This is a genomic window from Lysinibacillus sp. NPDC056220 (assembly GCF_049315265.1).
Lineage (GTDB): Bacteria > Bacillota > Bacilli > Bacillales_A > Planococcaceae > Lysinibacillus > Lysinibacillus pinottii.
The window spans coordinates 665681-688836 of sequence record NZ_JBMOXD010000002.1; the positions used below are offsets into that span (position 1 = coordinate 665681).

A 23156-nucleotide genomic window follows, 5' to 3' on the forward strand; every position below is an offset into this window, starting at 1 on the left:
ACTAACATATCCAAATGTGGGGATATAGGATAAGATAGTTATTTCTCTATAATACGAAAGGGGTGTTCGTATGCAAGATGTTCAAATCAAACATGAAGATTTAGGTTTGTCAAATGAAGATGTACTTGCTATGTTCGAAACAATGTTAATGGCCAGAAGATTAGATGAGCGTATGTGGTTATTAAACCGTTCTGGTAAAATTCCGTTTGTAATTTCTTGTCAAGGTCAGGAGGCAGCACAAGTAGGGGCGGCCTTTGCGTTAAATAAAGATAAAGATTATATTGCGCCATATTATCGTGATATGGGGGTTGTTTTACACTTTGGTATGACACCAAGAGAGTTGATGCTATCTGCATTTGCAAAAGCGGAAGATCCAAACTCTGGTGGACGTCAAATGCCTGGCCATTTCGGTCAAAAGAAAAACCGTATTTTAACAGGATCTTCACCTGTTACTACGCAGGTGCCACATGCAGTTGGCGTTGCACTTGCTGGACGACTACAAAATGAGGATTTTGTTTCTTTTGTGACACTTGGTGAAGGTTCCTCTAACCAAGGGGATTTCCATGAAGGGGCCAACTTCGCAGGTGTTCATAAATTGCCAGTTATTATTATGGTGGAAAACAATCAATATGCCATCTCTGTACCAGTAGAACGTCAGTTAGGCTGTGCGAAGGTTTCTGATCGTGGGATTGGGTATGGTATGCCAGGTGTGACAGTTGATGGAAAATGCCCATTACAAGTTTACAAAGTGGTGAAAGAAGCAGCCGATCGTGCACGTAATGGAGAGGGCCCAAGCTTAATCGAAACAGTCACATATCGTTTAACAGCCCATTCCTCGGACGACGATGATCGTCAATACCGTACGGCTGAAGATATTGCAGAAGGAAAGGCAAAAGATCCGATTGTGTTATTTGAAAAGTATCTGACTGATGCAGGCGTCATGACTGAAAAAGTACGTACAGAAATCGAAGAACGTGTTATGGCAGAAGTAAATGAAGCTACTGATTATGCAGAAGCGGCTCCATATGCACAACCAGAGGATGCCATGAAATATGTTTATGCACCAGTGGACGGAGGTGACGTGTAATGGCAGTTATGTCTTATATTGATGCGATTACATTAGCAATGAAAGAAGAAATGGAACGTGATGAACGAGTTTTCATTTTAGGGGAAGACGTTGGCCGTAAGGGCGGTGTATTTAAAGCAACTACTGGTCTGTATGATCAATTCGGCGAATACCGTGTACTAGATACGCCACTTGCAGAAAGTGCTATTGCAGGGGTCGGTATTGGGGCAGCAATGTATGGTATGCGTCCAATCGCAGAAATGCAATTTGCTGATTTCATTATGCCAGCTGTCAACCAAATCGTCTCTGAGGCAGCCAAAATCCGTTACCGTTCTAACAATGATTGGACTTGTCCAATGGTAATCCGTGCACCTTTTGGCGGAGGAATTCACGGGGCTCTTTACCATTCTCAATCTGTTGAAGCCCTTTTTGCGGGTACACCTGGGTTGAAAATAGTTATCCCATCAACACCATATGATGCTAAAGGATTGCTAAAAGCAGCTATTCGTGATGAAGATCCTGTATTATTCTTTGAACATAAGCGTGCTTATCGATTAATTAAGGGTGAGGTGCCTCTAGACGATTATACATTACCAATCGGCAAGGCAGATGTGAAGCGTGAAGGGGATGATGTGACGGTTATTACCTATGGGTTAGCTGTCCACTTTGCGCTACAAGCTGCAGAACGTCTTGCTGCAGATGGTATTTCTGCGCATATACTTGACCTACGCACAGTCTATCCCCTTGATAAGGAAGCAATTATCGAGGCGGCGACTAAAACAGGGAAAGTATTACTTGTTACGGAGGATAATAAAGAAGGCAGTATCATGAGTGAAGTTGCTGCCATTATTGCGGAGCATTGTTTATTTGAGCTTGATGCACCGATTCAACGTCTAGCAGGACCCGATGTGCCAGCAATGCCATATGCACCAACCATGGAGAAATATTTTATGATTAATCCTGATAAAGTGGAACGTGCGATGCGAGAACTTGCGGCATTTTAACATACCAAGCAAGGCTGATTGAAAAAATGAAAGCCTCAGACGGAAGAACAGATTTTGACTTAGCCGTTTGAAAGTCAAAATCTGTCTATTTGCCTATCTACGTTTACTAATATAGCGCTGCATCAGGTACAATGACGCCTAGGCTTAATTGATGGGAGGAATAAATGATGGCGGTTCAAAATATTACTATGCCACAGCTCGGCGAAAGTGTAACAGAAGGTACAATTGAAAAATGGCTTGTAAAGCCTGGCGATACAGTAAAGAAATATGATTCTTTAGCAGAAGTTGTGACAGATAAAGTAAATGCAGAAATTCCATCGTCGTTTGAAGGGGTTATTACGGAGTTAATTGCACAAGAAGGTCAAACATTACCAGTGGGCGCAGTCGTATGCTCGATTGAAATTGCAGGGGATAGTGAGTTACCACCACCACCACCTGAAAAAAAATCGGCAGTAAGCACAGCCATTTTAAATGCAGGTGTTCAAAAGAAACAAGAAGCATCACAACCCGTTTCTACTCCTTCTTCAGTCGCTCCAAAAGAAGCGCGTAAGGACAAAGTACGCTATTCACCTGCTGTTCTACGACTTGCACAGGAGCATGATATTGCCCTTGATCAAGTTACAGGAACGGGCGAGGGTGGTCGCATTACAAGAAAAGATTTATTAAAACTTATAGAAACGGGCAATATTCCAACAGCAACTACTGCGGCACCAACGCCAGCAGCGATTCAAACAACAACTGAACAACCAGCTCCTGCACCAGCACAGCTTGCAGAAAAGCCTGCAGCACCAGTACCACCTATACAGCCTGGGGACATTGAAATCCCAGTGACAAAGGTCCGTCGTGCCATTGCTAATAACATGGTAAGAAGCGTCCATGAAGCTCCACATGCTTGGATGATGATGGAAGTGGATGTAACAGATTTAGTTGCTTATCGAGATAGCCTAAAAGGTGAATTTAAGCAAAAGGAAGGCTTTAATCTTACATATTTCGCCTTCTTTGTAAAAGCAGTGGCTCAGGCCTTGAAGGAATTCCCAATGATGAATTCTATGTGGGCTGAGGATAAAATTATTCAAAAGCATGACATCAATATTTCGATTGCAGTAGCGACGGATGATGCACTATTCGTACCTGTTATAAAACACGCGGATGAAAAATCCATTAAAGGAATTGCTAAAGAAATTCATGAGCTTGCTAACAAAGTTCGAACTGGAAAATTAGCCATGGATGATATTAAAGGTGGTACATTTACCGTTAATAATACGGGAGCATTTGGCTCTATTCAATCAATGGGTATCATTAATTATCCACAAGCTGCCATTCTCCAAGTGGAAAGTATTGTAAAAAAACCAGTCATTTTACCAGGTGGAATGTTTGCCGCTCGTGATATTGTGAATTTATGTTTATCATTAGATCATCGTGTGTTGGATGGACTAGTATGTGGTAAATTCCTAAATAGAGTAAAAGAAATACTCGAAAATACAAATAAATCTTCGACGTCAGTCTACTGATGACTTGTCGGAAACCTGCTGTATAAGGGTTTCCGATTTTTTTTATGCTTTCCGAGTCGCAATTTGTCATGTAGAATAACAAATAGAAACTACTAAGGGGGGAAGCTGATTAAGCGTCCGCATGTCAAACAACATGAAAAATATTGAATTTGAAAAGCCGGCCTATTCTGACTGGCAAGATGCAGCAATCAAAGCTTTAAAGGGGAAACCATTTGAGTCTCTATTCACGAAAACAAATGAGGGTGTTACACTACAGCCCATTTACACACAAGAAAGTTTAGTAGCTAAGCTTGGTGATGAGCTCGATCGACAAGTTGCCACAATCCGTTCTCTACAAAATAGTCAAGCATTCCAAGTAGCTCAGCAAGTTCATGCAGATACGAGTGAAGCATTTTTTGCACAGCTTGATGACAGTTTAGCTAGGGGTAATGAAATTATTACAATTGACAGTCGTGTTAATTTTGATTGGACAGAAGACGTATTGGTCAAATTAGCATCATATTTCTCAGAATATTCATTTAAAATTACTATTAAAGATACAAAAGACCCATTATTAACAGTGTTTGACAAAATTGCTTTGGATCAACGAGAAGCTGTGCAAGGATTCATCGTTTCGACCCAACCCATCTCTTTACATGCATTTCCGAGCGTGCGCTCAGTCGGCGCTAACACAGTTATTTATCATAATGAAGGTGCCAACGCCATTCAAGAATTAGCCTATGCACTTGCATTAGCAGCAAAATGGGTAGAACAGGAAGAAAGCTTCGAGGCATTCTCCAAGAAATTTTTTGTATCCTTTGCAGTTGATACACAATTCTTTACAGAGATTGCAAAACTCCGTGCTTTTAAAGTACTTTGGAAAGCGTTCTCATCTGCCTATGGTGTTACACAAAATGTAAAAATACCAACAGTTGCTGAAACATCATTAAGAAGCTTCTCTAAATTGGATGTCTACGTGAATTTATTACGATCCTCCAATGAAGCGCTTTCTGGCTTAATAGGCGGTGCTGATCTCTTTACAGTTCATCCACATGATGTATTAACAAAGCCTACAGAACAGTCAGTACGTATTGCTCGTAACGTGTCATTGATTTTAAAAGAAGAAACAAATGTCTTAAAAGTTATAGATCCTGCAGGTGGCTCTTACTTTATCGAGTCGTTAACGGCAGATTTTGTCAAAGAAGCATGGGCATTATTCTTAGAAATCGAGGCAGCTGGAGGCATTGATGAATACACAGCATCTGGCAAGCTCGCTGAAGAAGTAGAGAAATCGTATCAATCTCGTATTCACGCTGCACAAACACGTAAGCAATCATTAATTGGAACAAATATTTATGCTAATCCAGCAGACGCATTTGAATGTGAAACAAATCCGTTATTTGCTAGCATTAAACGAAGTGCTATTCCATTCGAAAAGCTGCGTGCTGAAATGACGGCAGCCGATGTGAAAACAGGCATTTTAACATTAGGTACTTTAAAAAGCTCCAAGCCAAGAGCAGATTTTATTGCTGGATTCTTAAATACGGTTGGTCTTGTTCCTGAAAAAAGTGAACCAGCGACGACTGTTGAAGAGGCAATTGCTTGGTTAAAGGCAACAGAGGCTAAATATGTTGTCATTGCAGGTAATGACGAAGATACAAAAGAATTTGTCCATGCCATTTTAGCAGACAAGCCAGCGGATGTACTTGTGGATGTAGCTGGGAAATTTAAAGACGAAGAAGAAGCTTGGTTAGCAAATGGCTTAAACGGTTTTATTTTCGCAGGACAGAACATCATTGAAAAATTACAGTCAGTGTTTGCGAGCATGAAGGAGGTCCAACGATGAGTAAGCCAAATTTTAATGCAATTGAAATAGAAAAAGTTTTATCAGCTAATGCGCCTCAAGCGTCTGATGATAAGTTTATGACAAATGAAGGAATTGAAATTAAAGATATTTATACAAAAGAAGATATCAAGGATGCTAAACATTTAAATGATGTAGCAGGTATCGCACCAAATACACGTGGACCATACCCTACCATGTATGTGGCTCGCCCATGGACAGTTCGTCAATATGCTGGCTTCTCAACAGCTGAAGAGTCCAATTCCTTTTACAAGCGAAATCTGGCAATGGGACAAAAGGGTTTATCTGTAGCGTTTGACCTAGCAACTCATAGAGGCTATGACTCTGATCATCCACGTGTTACAGGAGATGTGGGGAAAGCGGGTGTTGCTATTGACTCTGTCGAGGATATGAAAATTCTATTCGATCAAATCCCTTTAGATCAAATGTCTGTTTCTATGACGATGAATGGCGCAGTGCTACCAGTTCTTGCATTTTATATAGTGGCAGCAGAGGAACAAGGAGTAACGCCAGAAAAATTAGCAGGGACGATTCAAAACGATATTTTAAAAGAATATATGGTGCGTAATACATACATTTACCCACCAGCTATGTCGATGAAAATCATTGCAGATATTTTTGAATATACAGCGAAGTATATGCCGAAATTTAACTCTATTTCGATTTCTGGTTATCATATTCAAGAAGCGGGGGCAACGAATGACATAGAACTTGCCTACACGTTAGCAGATGGTTTGGAATATGTTCGTACAGGACTGAAAGCAGGCATTGATATCGATGCATTTGCACCACGTCTATCGTTCTTCTGGGCTATTGGCATGAACTATTATATGGAAGTTGCTAAAATGCGCGCGGCACGCCGTATTTGGGCACAGATGATGTCAACGTTTAATCCAAAAAATCCGAAAACTTTAGCTTTACGTACCCATTCGCAAACATCTGGGTGGTCATTAACAGAGCAAGATCCGTTTAATAATGTAGCACGTACGTTAATTGAAGCAAATGCATCATCAATGGGACATACACAATCACTGCATACGAATGCATTGGATGAAGCCATTGCACTTCCAACGGATTTCTCCGCACGTATTGCACGTAATACGCAGTTATTTTTACAAGAGGAAACAGCAATGACAAAAGTAATTGATCCATGGGGTGGATCATACTACGTGGAGAAATTGACAGAAGAAATTACCAAATCTGCATGGGCATTAATCGAAGAGATTGAGGCACTTGGAGGGATGGCGAAAGCAATTGAAACAGGTCTTCCTAAAATGAAAGTCGAAGAAGCTGCTGCTAAACGTCAAGCGAAAATTGACTCCAAGACAGAGACGATTGTCGGTGTAAATAAATATCGCCTGACGAAGGAAGAGCCAATTGACATTCTAGATATTGATAATACCATTGTTCGACAAAAGCAAATTGAACGTTTAGAAGCGATGAAAGCAGCACGTGATGAAGCTGAGGTTCAAAAACATTTAGCTCGTTTGACAAAAGCCGCACAAGATGGCGAGGAAAACTTACTAGCTGTAGCGGTTGATGCGGCTCGTGCACGTGCCTCTTTAGGTGAAATCTCAGATGCAATTGAAGCGGTTTCTGGACGACACAAAGCCGTAATTCGTTCTATTTCGGGTGTATACTCTGCCAACTTCTCTGATGAGGAGCAAATTTCAGAAGTGAAACAAATGACAGAAGAATTCCTTGAAAACGAAGGCCGCCGTCCGCGTATTTTAGTCGCTAAAATGGGACAAGATGGACATGACCGTGGAGCCAAGGTCGTCGCAACAGGCTATGCCGATTTAGGCTTTGATGTAGATATTTCTCCGTTATTTATGACGCCTGCTGAGGCAGCGCAAATGGCCGTTGAAAATGATGTACATGTCATCGGTGTCTCTTCGTTAGCAGCAGGTCATAAAACATTAGTGCCCGAATTGATTACGGAGTTAGAAAAGTTAGGGCGTGAAGATATTATCATCATTGTGGGTGGTGTTATACCTGCACAAGACTATGATTTCCTTTACAATGCTGGAGCAGTAGCTATCTTTGGACCGGGTACCGTGATTCCTGTATCCGCACAGAAAATCATTGAGGAAATTTACAAACGTTTAGGCTATGAGGAAGTGTCTGAATAATGGACAACAACAAAGGAATGGAAGAAAGTGCGCTGTTTGTGATGGACGGAGTCGAGGCGACTCACGACGGTATGCAATATGGTACACCTAAAAAATTCCGAAAGAAAAAAGCCGACACTGTTAATATTCGAGAGCTTGCACAACAAGTACGTGCAGGCTCTCGCACACATTTGTCAAAAGCGATTACCCTCATTGAAAGCTCGAATGCCACTCATAAAGTTCAAGCTCAAGAGCTTTTGCAGGAACTTCTACCACATACAGGAAAGAGTATTCGAATCGGCATTACGGGTGTTCCAGGAGCAGGGAAGAGCTCGTTCATTGAGGCTTTCGGAACAATGCTTTGTGACATGGGAAAACGAGTAGCAGTTCTTGCGATTGATCCAAGCTCCTCTTTATCCGGAGGCAGTATTTTAGGAGATAAAACGCGTATGGAAGAGCTCGTCAAGAAGCCGACTGCTTTTGTACGCCCTTCACCATCGGCTGGTACCCTTGGGGGTGTTCACAAAAAAACACGTGAAACGATGTTAGTTTGTGAAGCGGCTGGCTATGATGTCATTCTCATTGAAACAGTTGGTGTGGGACAAAGCGAAACCTATGTCCGAGGCATGGTAGATTTCTTCTTGCTTTTAGTTTTAACTGGGGCCGGGGATGAATTGCAGGGCATGAAAAAGGGCATTATGGAATTAGCAGATGCCATTGTTGTGCATAAGGCAGATGGTGATAATGTGCGACTTGCCAAAAAAACTGTCGCAGAATATAAACAGATTCTACATTTTTTACAGCCGGCAACACCAGGCTGGATGTCTACTGCAATGCCCGTTAGTTCACTGGAAAAACGGGGTCTCGATAAGGTTTGGGGAACCATAAAGGAATTCAAACAAATTGTTGAAACAAATCATTATTGGGCTACTCGACGTCAAAAACAAACAAAAGAGTGGTTCCAATCCATGATTACTGATCATTTAATAGATATGTTTTATGGGAATCCACAACGTAAAGCACAGGTACAGCTACTGGAACGTCAAATCTTAAGTGGCCAACTAACGGTTACACAAGGTGTAGATCGTTTATTTAGCGAGGAATAGGTAGAGAAGTAAACTAGTTTCTTTAAAAGCTTAGAAAATTCAACTGACTTGTATGAGCAAGTGGGTGCACAAATTCGTTGCAAACTGCTATGATAAGAGATGTATGTGCGTCAAATACCTACTATAAAAGCTGAATTGACGCGATTTGAAAGGAGCTATCGCTATATGAATATGGATTACGATTTATTTATGCAGGAAATTTTAAAAACAGCTCGTGCTGAAATTGAAACGGCTGGTTACGAACAGCTAAAAACACCAGAGGCTGTTGAAGAGGCATTTGCTCGCCCAGGTACAACATTAGTTATGGTGAACTCAGTGTGCGGTTGTGCGGGTGGTATTGCTCGTCCAGCTGCAGCGCAATGTGTACATTACGATAAACGCCCGGATCACTTAGTAACAGTATTTGCAGGGCAAGATAAAGAAGCGACTGCAGCGGCACGTTATCATTTTGGGGAAGATCACCTACCTTCTTCACCATCATTTGTTTTATTAAAAGATGGACAAGTAGTGGCTGAAGTCGGGCGCTATGAAATTGAAGGACATGACCCGATGTCAGTTGTAACAAACTTACAAGCAAACTTTGAAGAGTATTGTGACGAGCTTTAAGACAATTCTTGCATAAGAACAATCCTTTATAACTAAGTAGAAAAGCCTCATAGAATGTTAGTTAATCTATGTAGGCTTCCTACTTATTATCATGTACAGATAGTTCAGCACTACCATTAAAATTTTTGTAATATTGGCTAAATAATTTGTGGTATTTACTGAAGAGTACTAAAAGATAGGAGGCAGTCGACCTGAAGAAGTTTTCAATCGGCTATCGAACTTTAAAAACAGCTATTGGTGCAGCACTTGCTATTGCCATTGCTCAATATTTTCATTTAGCCTCGTATGCCTCTGCTGGTATTCTAACGATATTATGTGTACAGCCAACAAAGAAAAAATCCATTCACGCAGCCTACACTCGATTGGTTGCTAGTATAGTGGCCATGGTGTTTGCCTTTATGAGCTTTGAGCTTTTTTCCTATCAGCCACTTACACTTGCGGGTATGTTACTACTTTTTATTCCAACGATTGTGTCCTTGAGAGTTGCAGACGGATTTATTTCTAGTGTCGTTATTATTATGCACATTTACGCCGCTAAAAGTTTTTCGATGGCGCTTGTTTATAATGAATTGGCGTTAATGGCTATTGGCTATGGAACCGGTATAGCCATTAATATGTATATGCCAGATATTCAAAAGGAATTAAATTACTATAGAGTTAAAATTGAGGAACTATACAGCAAGATATTTTTAGAAATTGCTAGCTATTTACGGCAAGGGGATACGTTATGGGATGGGCATGAGATCATTGAAGCTATTCGAACTTTAAATGATGCAAAGTCCTTAGCATTTAAAGATGTTGAAAACCATTTTACGAGACGTAAAAATGATTACTATATGTATTTCGATATGCGAGAAAGGCAACTAGAAATAATCGAAAGAGTGTTGCCAAAAATTACAACATTACCTGTTATAGTACAAGAGGCTGAAATTGTGGCAGATTTTTTACAAGACCTCGGAGGACATATTCATTCTGGAAATACAGCAAGTCACTATCGTGAAAAGCTAGAGCAGGTGAAACATGATTTCTCGCAGCTACCATTACCGCAAAATCATGAGCAATTCATCGCACAAGCCGCACTCTATCAGTTTATCGAGGAAATGGACAGGTATTTAGAAATAAAGCAATCATTTAAGGGTTTAAAGGTAAAAAAAGAGCGCCCACAGTAGTGTGGACGCTATGGTCTTGCCTTAAACTAGCATCGATAAGCCAAATGCTAGAGATGAAATTAGCATGATTGCGACCATAGTATAAACAACGATTTTTTGAAACTTTTTATTACTCATATGCTCGTTCGCTCCTTCTTTTCTTATAAATAGTTTATCAAATCTGAAAAATTTCTCAAGTAGTAGAGTTTTGACAAAAAAGTCTGTAAAATAGAGTATGTACCATAACAGAAGGAGATGTCACCATGGAGAAAGTAGACCATATTGGGATTGCGGTGCGCGATCTTGATGAACGCATTACATATTATACAGAAACTTTAGGTTTAAAGTTGTTAAAAGTGGAAGAAGTAGACTCACAACAAGTTCGAGTTGCCTTTATCGACGCAGGCAACGTGAAATTGGAGCTATTAGAACCAATGAGTGAAAAAAGTGCCATTCATGGATTTATTGAAAAACGTGGAGAAGGTATTCACCATATTGCTTTTGGTGTGACAGGAATTCGTGAGCGTATGGTTGAGCTTCGTGAAAAAGGTGTACGTCTTTTATCGGAAGAGCCAGGACCTGGTGCTGGAGGTGCAGAGGTTGCGTTCATGCATCCTAAATCTTCTTTCGGGGTGTTATATGAATTATGTGATAAAAGTGGAAAAGGGGATAAGTGATTAATATGGATATGTTCGACAAAATCAATGACTTGTATGATCGTAAGACGGTAATTGAACTTGGTGGTGGCTATGAGCGCATCGAAAAACAGCATGAAAAAGGGAAATTAACAGCTCGTGAACGTATTGATTTATTACTAGACGAAGGTACATTTTTTGAAATTAACCCATTTATTACTCACCGTACAGTAGACTTCGGAATGGAGAAAATGGAAGGCCCTGGGGATGGTGTTGTAACTGGGTTCGGTAAAATTAACGGGCGTCCAGTATACTTATTCTCTCAAGACTTTACAGTGTTTGGTGGAGCACTAGGTGAAATGCATGCAAAAAAAATGGCAACAGTTATGGATCTCGCTGCAAAAAATGGCACACCATTTATCGGTATTAACGATTCAGGTGGCGCCCGTATCCAAGAGGGTGTTCTTTCACTAGATGGCTATGGTCATATTTTCTACCGTAATGCGATTTACTCAGGCGTTATTCCGCAAATCTCAGTGATTATGGGGCCATGTGCTGGAGGAGCAGTATACTCTCCTGCAATTACAGACTTTATCTTAATGGTAGACAAAACATCTCAAATGTTTATAACAGGACCTAAAGTAATAGAAACAGTGACAGGCGAAAAAATCTCTGCTGAAGATTTAGGTGGTTCGAAAGTAAATAATGCAGTAAGTGGAAATGCCCATTTCCGTGCACCATCTGAAGAAGAGGCAATTCAAGAAATAAGAAAACTATTAAGCTATTTACCACAAAACAATAAAGAAAAAGCACCTCGTCAAGCTCGACCAGAGGGAGATGACTACCGTCCAGAAATCGTGGATACAGTGCCAATTGAAACAACACGTCCTTACGATGTACGTAAAGTCGTTGAGCAAGTAGTGGATGAAGGTTCATTCATGGAAGTTCATGCAGAATTTGCGAAAAACGTTGTCGTTGGCTTTGCACGTATTGCTGGTGAGTCAGTTGGCCTTGTTTGTAACCAACCAAAAGTACTTGCTGGAGGATTAGATATTGATTCTTCCGATAAAGCGGCTCGTTTTATCCGTACTTGCGATGCTTACAATATTCCAATCATTACATTTGAAGACGTATCTGGTTTCTTCCCAGGTGTTAAACAAGAACATGGCGGAATCATTCGTCATGGTGCGAAAATTCTTTATGCTTATTCAGAAGCAACTGTACCAAAGATTACAGTGATTTTACGTAAAGCTTATGGAGGCGCTTACGTGGCCCTGAATTCTAAATCAATCGGTGCGGACCTTGTATTTGCTTGGCCAAATGCTGAAATTGCAGTTATGGGAGCTGCCGGAGCTGCAAACATCATTTTTGCCCGTGAAATTGCGAAATCAGATGATCCAGAAGCAACACGTGCCGCAAAAATTGAAGAATATAAAGAAAAATTTGCCAATCCATATGTTGCAGCATCTCGCGGTATGGTAGACGATGTTATTGATCCAAGAGATACACGTATCAAACTGATTCAAGGACTTGATATGTTATCTACTAAACAGGAAACGCGTCCTGAGAAAAAACATGGTAATATTCCATTATAAAATGTCCAAGCCTAGTAGCTATATAGTTACTAGGCTTTTACTTTTCAAAAATTGGTATGCCAGATAATCAATGAAAGTTGAAACATTTTTCTTTTTCAACCGTACTGATATATAAGGAGTTGATATGAATGGAATGGAAGCAATTACAAAAAGAGCAGGAAAAGATTCATACACAACTAAGAAAATCGGCAAGGCTAAACGAGCAAGGACTGTTAATTGACAAGCAGATTGACTATACACAACAGGAAATCAATAAACATTCTAGGGCACTCGATCAAATTCGGTCAAAGCTCCATAAATTAGAGGGTTTCTCATTTATGAATATGATTCGGACTTGGACGGGGCAACAGGATGAATTACGGGCTGAGAAAATTGATAAAGCGGCCGTGCTTGAATTAAAAATTAAAGAAGCGAAGAAAATGCAGATGGATTTAAGCGAAGATAAGTTTCATGTAACCCAGAAATTAGCTCAGATTGATGAAATAGCATTACAGGATGAGCTTCAGAAGATACACGCTAAAAAGAAGGGCTATTTACAAAGGCATGATTCTATACAAGCACAGAGATTGGAGCATTTAGCTGAGGAAAAATTACTCACAAAGCAACTGATTGCTGAAATTCAAGAAGCAGAGGAGGCAGGGGAGGTGGCTCTGACAAAGTTGGGGCAAGCAGCTGCTTCCCTCCATTCGGCTAACGGATATTCGACGTGGGATACATTTTTTGGCGGTGGAATTATTGCAACACACTTAAAACATGATGCGCTTAATCACTCAGAAAATTATATACATAGTGCCCAAATAGCGTTACAGCGTTTTCATAATGAGTTATTAGATGTTCATGTGATGTCTACCAAGACACTACAGATCGAAACAGATGGTTTTGTTAAATTTGCTGATTACTTCTTCGATGATCTTTTTTCAGCTTGGTCGGTCCATTCCAAAATTTCAACCGCAAGAGAACAGGTGTCACGTATCCAAGATGATGTACATAATACAATTTGGCGTTTACAGGATAAACATCATAAAGCATCGAACTATCTACAAACAATTGAACAAGAGCAAGGAGCGATTTTGAATGCTTAAGCTGAGTCTGAGATGAATGTCTCAGACTTTTTTATGTGGGTAGTGTTGTGGAATGATTTCAACTCTTCTGACGTTGTGCTAAAATAATACCTATACTATAACGTGGAAAAACACGTAAACTAAGGGAGTTTTACAACATGACAAGTCGTTTAGTGGAAGAGTTTTTTGAGCTCGTTCAGATTGATTCAGAAACAAAATATGAACAAGAAATTGCACCAATATTAGTCGATAAGTTATCAGCACTTGGATTTACAGTAGTCCAAGATGACGCACATACACGTAACGGACATGGTGCAGGCAATATTATTGCCACTTTAAAAGGCACATTAGATGTTGAGCCAATCTATTTTACCTCTCATATGGATACGGTTGTTCCTGGTAAAGGCATAAAGCCATCATTACGTGAAGATGGTTATATTGTATCTGATGGTACAACGATTTTAGGTGCGGACGATAAGGCTGGACTAGCAGCATTACTAGAAATGGTCAAACGCTTAAAAGAGCAAAATATTGAGCACGGGGATATTGAGTTTATTATTACAGCTGGTGAAGAAAGCGGTCTTGTTGGTGCCAAAGAATTAGACCCATCTATGATTAAAGCAAAATATGGCTTTGCTGTGGATAGTGATGGTAAAGTTGGAGGTATCGTCACAGCAGCTCCGTTCCAAGCTAAAATTTTCGCAAAGATTATCGGTAAAACTGCGCATGCTGGGGTTTCGCCAGAAAAAGGAATTTCAGCTATTACAGTCGCGTCAAAATGTATTGCACAAATGAAGCTAGGTCGATTAGATGAAGAAACAACCGCCAATATTGGACGATTTGAGGGTGGACAGGCGACAAACATTGTTTGCGATGAAGTTACGATTCTAGCTGAAGCGCGTTCGATTGATAAAACTAAATTAGATGCTCAAACAAAGCATATGCAAGAAACATTTGAACAAGTATCTGCATCATTAGGGGCACGAGCTGAAGTTGAAGTGAAGCTTATGTATCCAGGTTTCCGTGTAACCGAGTCAGACAAAGTCGTTCAAGTGGCAATGGCTGCTGCACGTCAAATAGATCGTACACCTACATTAGGAATTTCAGGTGGAGGGTCCGACGCAAATGTAATTGCAGGCTTTGGTATCCCAACCGTTAATCTATCTGTAGGGTATGAGGATATTCATACGACAAATGAAAAAATTCCCGTTGAAGAATTAGAGAAATTAGCAGATTTACTAGTTGAGATTGTTAAAGAATCTGCCAAAAAATAATGAGTTGAATTTGAAGGGTGTGACCATATGGAAAGTGTAAAAGCAGTAGTTTTTGCTTGTGGTACAGAAGAATATGCAGTGCCAGTAGAGCAAGCGATTTCAATTGAAAAATTAGAGCAGGTAACACCTATTCCTCACTTACCTAACTATCTTTTAGGTTTTACAAGAATTCGTGGGGAACTTGTGCCTGTTCTAGACTTTGAACGAATATTATATAATCGCTCTTCCAATACAGCAACTGCTCGGGTAATTGTATTGAATACTGATGTTGTTAACTATGGGTTACTTGTTACGGAAGCTCGTGAAATTCTTGATTTAGATGAGTCAATACTTCAACAGTTAGGACTTGTGAATTATAGTAAAACTCGCTACTTTACAGCTGTGGCTAATCTTGAAAACCGAATGATTACGTATGTTGACCCAAAAATACTCGTCAATTCATTAGAAGGAATACGTGAAATTATTAATTATTTACACAAAATGCTCGAGAATGAAAAGGAAAACGTAGAGGCTTAGGCTTCTACGTTTTCCTTTAGAATGTAATTGTGAACACACCCCAATATGGCTATCACAACGTTGAAAGTTAGAAGACTATACAGCTAAAAAAGCCCTTCCTGCAAAAAAAACGGAAGGGCTTTTTCATGTTCTTAAGAAAGACGACCACTGTAGTCTTCAAATTTGAATTCGCGAATAATTTTAATACCTTCTTCATCATTGTATGAAACGATAGAAGGTAGGTTAACACCGTTAAACATATGGTTTTTGACCATGGAATAATGCGCCATATCCGTAAATACCAGACGATCTCCTGGTTTTAATGGCTGTTCAAATGAATAGTCGCCTATAACATCACCAGCAAGACATGTTAGTCCACCCAAGCGGTACGTGTGGGCAAATTCATTAGCTTGACCAGAACCAATAATCATTGGACGGTATGGCATTTCAAGTACATCAGGCATATGACATGTTGCCGACGTATCTAAAATAGCAAGATCCATCCCATTTTCTTGAATATCTAACACTGTAGCTACTAAATAGCCAGTATTAAGGGCCACTGCTTCACCTGGCTCTAAATACACAAGCAGGTTATATTTTTCTTGGATATAATTAATGATGTTCACAAGCTTCTCTACATCATAATCTTCACGTGTAATATGGTGACCACCACCGAAATTCAACCATTTCATTTGATGTAAGACATCACCAAATTTTTCTTCAACTACTTCAATAATACGCTCTAACGTATCCGAGTTTTGTTCACACATTGCATGGAAGTGTAAGCCATCAATGCCGTCAAGTTGAGATTTATCGAAGTTAGCCAAAGTCGTTCCAAGACGGGAATTCGTATAGCAAGGATCGTAAAGAGCTGTTTCAATTTCAGAGTACTCAGGATTCACACGAATACCACATTCAATTGTTTTACCAGCAGATTTCACTTTATCCTTGAACTGAGCCCATTGGTTAAATGAGTTAAATACAATGTGATCCACATAGCCTAGAAGCTCGTCCATTTCATGCTCAATATAAGCAGGTGCATAAACGTGAACTTCTTTGCCCATTTTTTCGTAGCCTAGACGGGCCTCATGCAGGGAGCTAGCTGTAATGCCTGCTAAATATTCCCCTACTAGTGGGAATGTTGAATGCATAGAGAATCCTTTCAGGGCTAGTAATATACGGCAGCCTGTACGATCTTGAATTGATTTTAAAAGCTCAAGATTTTTTGTTAATAATCGCTCATCCACTACATAAGAAGGGGATGGAACTTTTGAAAAATCAATTGGTTTCATCGGCTTAATTCCTTTGCATCTAAATCAAGGTCAAGTAACTCTGGGTTATGGCTTTCTTGCCATGGTAGACCCCATTTATTTAATGCATCCATGAATGGATCTGGATTGAAATCTTCTACATTCCAAACACCTGGTTTACGCCATTCTCCGTTCATTACAAGCATTGCACCAATCATAGCAGGTACGCCAGTTGTGTAAGAAATCGCTTGTGACCCCACTTCGTTATAGCATTCTTCGTGGTCACATACGTTGTACACATAATACGTTTTTTCTTGACCGTCTTTTAGACCGCGAATGATACAGCCGATATTTGTTTTACCTTTTGTGCGAGGTCCTAGAGAAGCTGGGTCTGGTAACACCGCTTTTAGGAAGTGGATTGGTTGAATCATTTGACCTTCAAATTCGATTGGCTCGATAGATGTCATACCAACGTTTTCTAATACTTTTAAGTGTGTTAAGTATTTTTCAGAGAACGTCATCCAGAAGCGGATTTGTTTTAAACCTTTAATATTTTTTGCAAGAGATTCAAGCTCTTCATGGTATAGAAGGTAAATATCTTTTGGTCCGATTTCTGGTAAGTTATAAACTTCTTTTTTCTCAAGTGGTGCTGTTTCAACCCACTCGCCTTCTTTCCAGTAACGACCATTCGCAGTAATTTCACGAATGTTAATTTCTGGGTTGAAGTTTGTTGCGAAATGATAACCATGATCTCCTGCATTTGCATCCACAATATCAATATAGTGGATTTCATCAAATTCATGTTTTTGCGCATGAGCTGTGAAAACCCCTGTTACACCTGGGTCAAAACCGCTACCAAGTAATGCAGTTAAGCCAGCTTTTTCAAACTTTTCTTTATAAGCCCATTGCCATTTATATTCAAATTTTGCCGTCTCAGGTGGCTCGTAGTTTGCAGTATCCACATAGTGCACACCTGTCGCTAAGCAAGCATCCATAATCGTTAAGTCCTGATAAGGTAGGGCAACGTTAATCACTACATCTGGTCCAAAAGCTTTAATAAGCTCAATAACCTCTTCTGTATTATCTGCGTCTACCTGTGCAGTATGAATTTTTGTTTTTCCGCCGTCTAGTTTTTCTTTTAGAGCGTCACATTTTGAAACAGTTCTACTTGCGATACAAATTTCCTCAAATACGTCCGAATTTTGAACACACTTGTGTACCACAACACTGGCAACTCCGCCAGCTCCGATAATCAATGCTTTACCCAATTGTCTACCCCCAAGTTCATAAAAGTATTGTCAAACAAGCTGATTATACAGAAATTTGATATAGTACTCAATCATTGTTTTAAAATTTTCTACAAAAAATTTAATTTTTCTACATCAATTAGACGTAATCATAATGAAATAGCCTGGAAAACATGGAAAAATCCCTGTTCTACAAAGGTAGCAAGGGACATCATTGCTTGAAACATCAGAACTGCGCATCACTCTTTTTATTTTAAAAATCGACTTGATATTTGTTGCTTTTCATCTCCCCATACATAAAAGAAAATCACAAGTAAAGTACTTAGAAATCCCATTACTAGTCCATACGTACTGAGGGCTACATGTACTTGGCTTTGCATAGCATAAATGAAGATAGCTCCTATTGTTAGCAAATTTCCAGTAATAAGCGATACAAAATGAAAACGTTTATTCATTGTAAGCCCCCCTAGTAGATGATTTATTGAATGCCTCATAATTAAGTTAGTGAACCCCAATTATTGCATAATTCAGAACTTTTATCCAATGTTTTTGTTTCTTTAGGAAAAATAAAGATGCTTTTTAAATACATCTTTTTATAGTATGATGAAAAAATAAGGGGAAAATTTTTAGATTATTACAAGAAAGGGGGAGAAGATGAATCGTGAAATTACGAAATTCATTAACTTTTCAACTTGGAACGATTATTGCTGGTATTTTAGTGGTCATGCTAGGGATTACATCGTTCGCTACATACATAACTGCTTACAATAAACTTTATGATGCTGCTGGTGTGGAGGCATATGGATGTGCCAATATTACAACCGGTTTATTATCTCCTGAGCAGATGGACAAGGCCATGCGTGGGGACCAGGCTGCTCGGGAACGTATTGGGAATGATTTAAACTGGACAACTGGACACAAAGATATTTTTCAAACTCAATATATTCTGTCCCTTGATGGAACATTGTTAGCGCTGGATGACCATTTAGCCGAGAAAGGTTTTGCACCTGGGGATTCTTTCTATCTTGATAAAGAGGCGATTGATAGGCTGTTACAAGATAAGCATCCAACGTATTCTCAGCCCTATACATTTGCTGGCATGGATCGCTTATCAGGCTATGCCCCCATTTTCAAAGACCACGATTCGAGTAAAGAGATTATTGCCATCAGTGTCATCGATTTTGATGCCAATATTGTTAAGGAACGTACATGGGATGTTGTTCGGAGCGGCATATTAATTAGTATTTTCCCTATGCTAATTGCTTCAATTATTACAGGGTTTTTAATCCGGCGAAAAGTGAAGCCAATTAGTGTCCTTATTCAACAAGCCAAAGAAATTGCAAATGGCAATTTAGCGGTAGCGGAAACAAAAATAAACAGCAAGGATGAGGTTGAGGATTTAGCGAAGACATTAAATCGTATGACAGCTAGCCTGCAAAGTATGATCATGACCATGCGTTCTACCTCTAATACACTTGCTAATAATGCAGATGAAACCGCTTGCACCTTAAACGATATGACGAACACAATTCAAGAGGTCGCTCATAATATCGAAGAAGTAACAAGCACTGTGACGGCAGGTATGCATCACGCTGAAAATGCTACCGAAGTGTTAACCTCCTTAGCTAAGGACTTGCAGGTAATCCAGAACAATGCTACTGATAGTGCTCATAATGCACGAGAAACTATGAAACTAGCAACAGATGGAGAAAGGCTAGCCAAAGATATAAACAATGATATGGTATCGATTCAAAGTGGTTCAGATGAAGTAAAGCATACTGTTGAAAACTTAGTTACGTCTGCTGCTAAAATACAGGCAATTACAACATCGATTGCTAGTATTGCATCACAAACGAATTTACTAGCCCTGAATGCTTCTATCGAGGCGGCTAGGGCAGGAGAGCATGGAAAAGGCTTTGCGATTGTTGCTGAGGAGGTGCGAAAGCTAGCAGAGCAGTCCAATGCAGAAGTATTACAGGTTGAACAGCTTATTCAGGATATGCTGAAACATGTTCAGCAAGTGATGTCATCAACGAATGATAATACGCAATATATTGAAAAAGGAACAGAGACAGTTGGTTTGACAGCACAATCCTTAGGAAATATTTCAAGCGCTGTAGCGAAGACAGTTGAGGAAATAATAAGTATTTCTCATGCAGTGACTGCTGAAAATGAAAAGTCAGCTCAAATTGTCCAGATGATACAACAACTAACAGAATCCATTAGAGACATTGAGGAAGCCATGAATAGAATTACCTTAGCAGCCCAGCAAACAACAGCAAGTATTGATGAGGTTGCACAAAGTTCGAATGAAACGACCCATATGGCACATACACTAGAGCAACACGTAAAAGCATTTAAATTAAAAGAATTGTAGAAAAATTAGGATAAGTTATCTTTTGCTTGCCTGTCTAAGATGGTACACTATCCATAAGATTTTTCTTTTAGTGAAGGTGAGGATTTAATGGTGGTAAAACAAATGGATGAGCAAGTACAGCAAATAAATGACTTATTTTTAAGTGGTCAAGTAAAAGAGAGCTACCAGCTAGCAAAGGAGATACTTGCCAGCCAAATAAATTTAACTGACGAGACCCATCAACTTATTCAGCAACATGTTGCATTACTGGAGGCAAATGGATATGCCGATATGCCTGAAACGACTGATGAAAAAATAATGCAAAGTAAAGAACGTACAGATGGTTCGTACCCAGAGCGAGATGTTCTTACAGCCTATATCGGTACTCAAGATGATGAACAGTTTGGGAAAGTAATAGAAGAATTATTAGCAGGACCCATTGAAGCACAGGCAAACGCTTATTATACGATGGCTGAATATTACGTCCTTACTAAAGAACAAGACAAAGCGATGGTTCAATTTGCAGAGGCTATTAAATTACAGCCTAACAAAGGTCTGTATTGGGGTGCTTTTGCTCAATTTTTAAATCGTCATGAGGGAAGCCCTTATTTAGCACTTAGACTAATTGAGGAGGCTATAAAGCTAGATGGTATGAATCCTCGCTGGCACTATATTCAAGGTAATATTTTTTTACAGCTTGTAGCTACTACAAAAAATTTAAGCTATTTACCTGCTTTAGAGGAGGCTTGGAAGAGAGCTGAAAAACGCTGTTCTACAAAGCAAATCACCTTGAAAATGGATCTTGTGAAATCGAATGATGTGTTAAGACAATGGAAAAAACAAATGCTATAAATCTAGAAAAGAGACGTTAAACTATTAATAATTATTTCCTTTTAAGTATATTTATGCTAATGTAGAAGTATAAACGGACGTATGAAGCTTATCGATGACATGAAAGAAGTGTTTTTTTGAGTTTATATGTAGCGTATGTATTGGTGGGACTTGCCATTGCCATGCCTGTAGGTGCAATTACAGTCGAAATGACAAAGCAAGGACTTAAAAATGGTTTTCTGCACGGCTGGGCTGTAGGGCTTGGTGGCATGACCATTGACATCGTATTAGTTTTTGCCTTGTATATGGGATTAGCCTCCATTTTGGCTATGCCTATGGTACAGCTTCCGATGTGGATCATTGGAGCGGGCTTTTTATTCTTGTTAGGGTATGACTCTATTAAGAATGCCGATCATGATATTACATTGGCAGGAGAAAAAGTAACCAAGTCCTTTTTTGCTTCTTACTTGAATGGATTATTGGTAGCTATATCCCCTGGTAACCTTGTTTTTTGGGTCAATGTATTCGGCGTTGTTCTAGCTAAATCTTACGGACAAGGGGAGCAAACAAGCTTTTTAATTATTGCTGCTGGTGTCCTGAGTGGAATTTTACTCCACGATATCGGTTTACTAACTATTGTCTCAGTTACGCGTAAAGCGATGAATCGGAAGATGATTAAAACATTTACGATTGTCGCAGGATTCTTGTTATTTGGCTTTGCTGGTTATTTTATATATGAATTTATACAAGCAATTAAAATTTATATATGAAAAGTGCGATCTCTCAGATCGCACTTTTTTTTATGATGGAGTAACTACAATTGTCTGCTCTTGGAGACAAGCCAAAATTTCTTCTGCTACTTGATGTGCTAAGGAGAGCTCTGAAGTAAAGCCCACACATGAACAATTCATTTCACCTAAAATATAGCAATCCTTGCCAGCTTCATCTGTGTCTAACATAAAATCAGCTGTCCAGATAAGAGGTAAGTCATATCCTCCTAACAGGTTCGTTACTTGAGGTAGCTGTGATAAAAAGCTTTCGACAAGCTCAGGCCAATCCTCTGGTTGATCATAGCGATATTGTGCACCTGAGAATAATGTTGCACTAAAGGCATCCTCAGTATTAGCAGGTTTTTTATGTACCACGTGAACGGGGTGATTGCGCAACATCAATAAGCGAACTTCACCTTCTGTAATACGTGGAAGAAATCGCATATCGATTAACATACCATTCAATCCAGTAATATATGGCTCACAAAATGTCATGAAGTCTCCGAGAGACCAATATTCAACATGATTATCTTTTGCTTCGGTACATTTAATTTGTGCATCTAATGGAACTTCGGTAATTCCTTCGGCTAGAGGCTCTACTAATTTTACACGCCAAATACCTTCACCCGTAGAACCACGATTTTGCTTCAGAACACGTTCTGTTAACGCTAGAGAAGTAGGAAATTGTGCTTTAAATGCTTCGATTGTATAGTAGGCAAATGTATCATCAGGTACTAAATTGGTAGCAGTAAGCTTTGATAATACATCTTTAGAGCCATAGCTAATCATCGCATCGGGATGTGGCATGCCGATGACGCCTACTTGGCAAAGTTCTCGAAGCATCGCGAAATATTCTTCCTCATGCTGCAAGTTGCCGGGGTTTATACGGGATACATAGGCAGCACCATGTTCCTTTACGTAGTCAAAAATTTGCTGTTTTTTTGCAATATCAAAAAATAACACCTCTGCATCTTGCCCACGTTGCTTTAAAGCTTCCACCATTGGCATTGTATCTGGACGATAGCCATCTGATCCTTTGTCTGTGCCACCTTCAACCTCAAAAAAAATAACTTTTTTATTCATAACTAATACCTCCCTTTTTATTTGTCATTTATTTTCAGTATAGTAGACAAACAAGGAGAAAAGATATATGAAATATGTAAATTTTATGTATTAATTCATATAAACCAATATTTAATATAGGAGGTATTGACTACTGACAGTCAGAAAAATCAGATATTAAGGTG

At 39.5% G+C, this 23156-nt stretch carries 21 protein-coding genes; 16 read left to right on the plus strand and 5 right to left on the minus strand.

The features are described 5' to 3' along the window. Positions 1-70: 70 nt before the first annotated feature. The 8 genes from ACOZBY_RS08315 to ACOZBY_RS08350 all read left to right on the plus strand — a co-directional run bounded on the left by ACOZBY_RS08315 (position 71) and on the right by ACOZBY_RS08350 (position 10416). Positions 71-1087 carry a thiamine pyrophosphate-dependent dehydrogenase E1 component subunit alpha gene (locus ACOZBY_RS08315; protein ID WP_012295043.1) on the plus strand — a complete coding sequence of 339 codons (1017 nt, stop codon included), beginning with the start codon at positions 71-73 and terminating at the stop codon, positions 1085-1087. Beyond that, positions 1087-2070, plus strand: a complete 984-nt coding sequence (locus tag ACOZBY_RS08320) for an alpha-ketoacid dehydrogenase subunit beta (protein ID WP_012295042.1) — start codon at positions 1087-1089, stop codon at positions 2068-2070. The genes ACOZBY_RS08315 and ACOZBY_RS08320 overlap by 1 nt, the downstream gene beginning before the upstream one ends. A gap of 167 nt (positions 2071-2237) precedes the next feature. Beyond that, on the plus strand, positions 2238-3581 hold the full coding sequence (locus tag ACOZBY_RS08325; RefSeq protein ID WP_036164099.1) for a dihydrolipoamide acetyltransferase family protein: 1344 nt from the start codon (positions 2238-2240) through the stop codon (positions 3579-3581). Between the two features lie 121 nt (positions 3582-3702). Then, complete coding sequence (locus ACOZBY_RS08330) at positions 3703-5406, plus strand: methylmalonyl-CoA mutase family protein (RefSeq protein WP_197150125.1); 1704 nt, start codon at positions 3703-3705, stop codon at positions 5404-5406. Then, a complete protein-coding gene (gene scpA, locus ACOZBY_RS08335) occupies positions 5403-7556 on the plus strand; it encodes a methylmalonyl-CoA mutase (RefSeq protein ID WP_200990478.1) in 2154 nt (717 codons plus the stop codon). Before ACOZBY_RS08330 ends, scpA begins: the two co-directional genes overlap by 4 nt. Further along, positions 7556-8641 (plus strand): methylmalonyl Co-A mutase-associated GTPase MeaB, encoded by a 1086-nt coding sequence (gene meaB, locus ACOZBY_RS08340; RefSeq protein WP_012295038.1) that lies wholly within the window; start codon positions 7556-7558, stop codon positions 8639-8641. The genes scpA and meaB overlap by 1 nt, the downstream gene beginning before the upstream one ends. A gap of 165 nt (positions 8642-8806) precedes the next feature. After that, complete coding sequence (locus ACOZBY_RS08345; protein WP_031417430.1) at positions 8807-9247, plus strand: BrxA/BrxB family bacilliredoxin; 441 nt, start codon at positions 8807-8809, stop codon at positions 9245-9247. Positions 9248-9453: 206 nt separating this feature from the next. Beyond that, positions 9454-10416, plus strand: coding sequence for an aromatic acid exporter family protein (locus ACOZBY_RS08350; protein ID WP_332289964.1), 963 nt, complete (start codon positions 9454-9456; stop codon positions 10414-10416). Positions 10417-10437: 21 nt separating this feature from the next. On the opposite strand, the gene prli42 is transcribed toward ACOZBY_RS08350, so the two are convergent. Beyond that, positions 10438-10533 (minus strand): stressosome-associated protein Prli42, encoded by a 96-nt coding sequence (gene prli42 / locus ACOZBY_RS08355; protein WP_150907189.1) that lies wholly within the window; start codon positions 10531-10533, stop codon positions 10438-10440. 125 nt (positions 10534-10658) lie between these two features. On the opposite strand from prli42, the gene mce reads away from it, so the two are divergent. The 5 genes from mce (at position 10659) to ACOZBY_RS08380 (ending at position 15476) form a co-directional block, all read left to right on the plus strand. After that, positions 10659-11072 (plus strand): methylmalonyl-CoA epimerase, encoded by a 414-nt coding sequence (gene mce, locus ACOZBY_RS08360; protein WP_012295035.1) that lies wholly within the window; start codon positions 10659-10661, stop codon positions 11070-11072. A gap of 5 nt (positions 11073-11077) precedes the next feature. Further along, on the plus strand, positions 11078-12625 hold the full coding sequence (locus ACOZBY_RS08365) for an acyl-CoA carboxylase subunit beta (RefSeq protein ID WP_200990477.1): 1548 nt from the start codon (positions 11078-11080) through the stop codon (positions 12623-12625). Positions 12626-12753: 128 nt separating this feature from the next. Continuing rightward, positions 12754-13707 (plus strand): hypothetical protein, encoded by a 954-nt coding sequence (locus tag ACOZBY_RS08370; protein WP_012295033.1) that lies wholly within the window; start codon positions 12754-12756, stop codon positions 13705-13707. Positions 13708-13844: 137 nt separating this feature from the next. After that, complete coding sequence (locus tag ACOZBY_RS08375; RefSeq protein ID WP_200990476.1) at positions 13845-14960, plus strand: M20/M25/M40 family metallo-hydrolase; 1116 nt, start codon at positions 13845-13847, stop codon at positions 14958-14960. 27 nt (positions 14961-14987) lie between these two features. Further along, positions 14988-15476, plus strand: a complete 489-nt coding sequence (locus tag ACOZBY_RS08380) for a chemotaxis protein CheW (RefSeq protein WP_008181662.1) — start codon at positions 14988-14990, stop codon at positions 15474-15476. A 131-nt stretch (positions 15477-15607) separates the two neighbouring features. On the opposite strand, the gene nspC is transcribed toward ACOZBY_RS08380, so the two are convergent. From nspC to ACOZBY_RS08395, 3 genes are all read right to left on the minus strand, one after another. Further along, positions 15608-16747, minus strand: a complete 1140-nt coding sequence (gene nspC, locus ACOZBY_RS08385) for a carboxynorspermidine decarboxylase (RefSeq protein ID WP_031417437.1) — start codon at positions 16745-16747, stop codon at positions 15608-15610. Continuing rightward, positions 16744-17973, minus strand: a complete 1230-nt coding sequence (locus tag ACOZBY_RS08390) for a saccharopine dehydrogenase family protein (protein WP_012295029.1) — start codon at positions 17971-17973, stop codon at positions 16744-16746. The genes nspC and ACOZBY_RS08390 overlap by 4 nt, the downstream gene beginning before the upstream one ends. A gap of 227 nt (positions 17974-18200) precedes the next feature. Next, positions 18201-18407, minus strand: a complete 207-nt coding sequence (locus tag ACOZBY_RS08395; protein WP_012295028.1) for a hypothetical protein — start codon at positions 18405-18407, stop codon at positions 18201-18203. A 206-nt stretch (positions 18408-18613) separates the two neighbouring features. On the opposite strand from ACOZBY_RS08395, the gene ACOZBY_RS08400 reads away from it, so the two are divergent. From ACOZBY_RS08400 to ACOZBY_RS08410, 3 genes are all read left to right on the plus strand, one after another. Then, positions 18614-20329: a methyl-accepting chemotaxis protein gene (locus ACOZBY_RS08400; protein WP_031417441.1), complete on the plus strand. Its 1716-nt coding sequence runs from the start codon at positions 18614-18616 to the stop codon at positions 20327-20329. Between the two features lie 87 nt (positions 20330-20416). Continuing rightward, on the plus strand, positions 20417-21160 hold the full coding sequence (locus tag ACOZBY_RS08405) for a tetratricopeptide repeat protein (RefSeq protein ID WP_036216791.1): 744 nt from the start codon (positions 20417-20419) through the stop codon (positions 21158-21160). Positions 21161-21276: 116 nt separating this feature from the next. After that, positions 21277-21909 (plus strand): LysE family transporter, encoded by a 633-nt coding sequence (locus ACOZBY_RS08410; RefSeq protein WP_031417445.1) that lies wholly within the window; start codon positions 21277-21279, stop codon positions 21907-21909. A gap of 30 nt (positions 21910-21939) precedes the next feature. Here ACOZBY_RS08410 and ACOZBY_RS08415 read toward each other — a convergent pair whose 3' ends face one another. Continuing rightward, entirely contained in the window at positions 21940-22992 is a 1053-nt protein-coding gene (locus ACOZBY_RS08415; RefSeq protein ID WP_012295024.1) for a Cj0069 family protein, read from the minus strand. Between the last annotated feature and the right edge of the window lie 164 nt (positions 22993-23156).

Bases quoted from the DNA above. Each gene is read 5' to 3' on its own strand.
- ACOZBY_RS08315 (WP_012295043.1), top strand. From the start codon at position 71: ATGCAAGATGTTCAAATCAAACATGAAGATTTAGGTTTGTCAAATGAA.
- ACOZBY_RS08320 (WP_012295042.1), top strand. From the start codon at position 1,087: ATGGCAGTTATGTCTTATATTGATGCGATTACATTAGCAATGAAAGAA.
- ACOZBY_RS08325 (WP_036164099.1), top strand. From the start codon at position 2,238: ATGGCGGTTCAAAATATTACTATGCCACAGCTCGGCGAAAGTGTAACA.
- ACOZBY_RS08330 (WP_197150125.1), top strand. From the start codon at position 3,703: ATGTCAAACAACATGAAAAATATTGAATTTGAAAAGCCGGCCTATTCT.
- scpA (WP_200990478.1), top strand. From the start codon at position 5,403: ATGAGTAAGCCAAATTTTAATGCAATTGAAATAGAAAAAGTTTTATCA.
- meaB (WP_012295038.1), top strand. From the start codon at position 7,556: ATGGACAACAACAAAGGAATGGAAGAAAGTGCGCTGTTTGTGATGGAC.
- ACOZBY_RS08345 (WP_031417430.1), top strand. From the start codon at position 8,807: ATGAATATGGATTACGATTTATTTATGCAGGAAATTTTAAAAACAGCT.
- prli42 (WP_150907189.1), bottom strand. From the start codon at position 10,533: ATGAGTAATAAAAAGTTTCAAAAAATCGTTGTTTATACTATGGTCGCA.
- mce (WP_012295035.1), top strand. From the start codon at position 10,659: ATGGAGAAAGTAGACCATATTGGGATTGCGGTGCGCGATCTTGATGAA.
- ACOZBY_RS08365 (WP_200990477.1), top strand. From the start codon at position 11,078: ATGGATATGTTCGACAAAATCAATGACTTGTATGATCGTAAGACGGTA.
- ACOZBY_RS08370 (WP_012295033.1), top strand. From the start codon at position 12,754: ATGGAATGGAAGCAATTACAAAAAGAGCAGGAAAAGATTCATACACAA.
- ACOZBY_RS08375 (WP_200990476.1), top strand. From the start codon at position 13,845: ATGACAAGTCGTTTAGTGGAAGAGTTTTTTGAGCTCGTTCAGATTGAT.
- ACOZBY_RS08380 (WP_008181662.1), top strand. From the start codon at position 14,988: ATGGAAAGTGTAAAAGCAGTAGTTTTTGCTTGTGGTACAGAAGAATAT.
- nspC (WP_031417437.1), bottom strand. From the start codon at position 16,747: ATGAAACCAATTGATTTTTCAAAAGTTCCATCCCCTTCTTATGTAGTG.
- ACOZBY_RS08395 (WP_012295028.1), bottom strand. From the start codon at position 18,407: ATGAATAAACGTTTTCATTTTGTATCGCTTATTACTGGAAATTTGCTA.
- ACOZBY_RS08405 (WP_036216791.1), top strand. From the start codon at position 20,417: ATGGTGGTAAAACAAATGGATGAGCAAGTACAGCAAATAAATGACTTA.
- ACOZBY_RS08415 (WP_012295024.1), bottom strand. From the start codon at position 22,992: ATGAATAAAAAAGTTATTTTTTTTGAGGTTGAAGGTGGCACAGACAAA.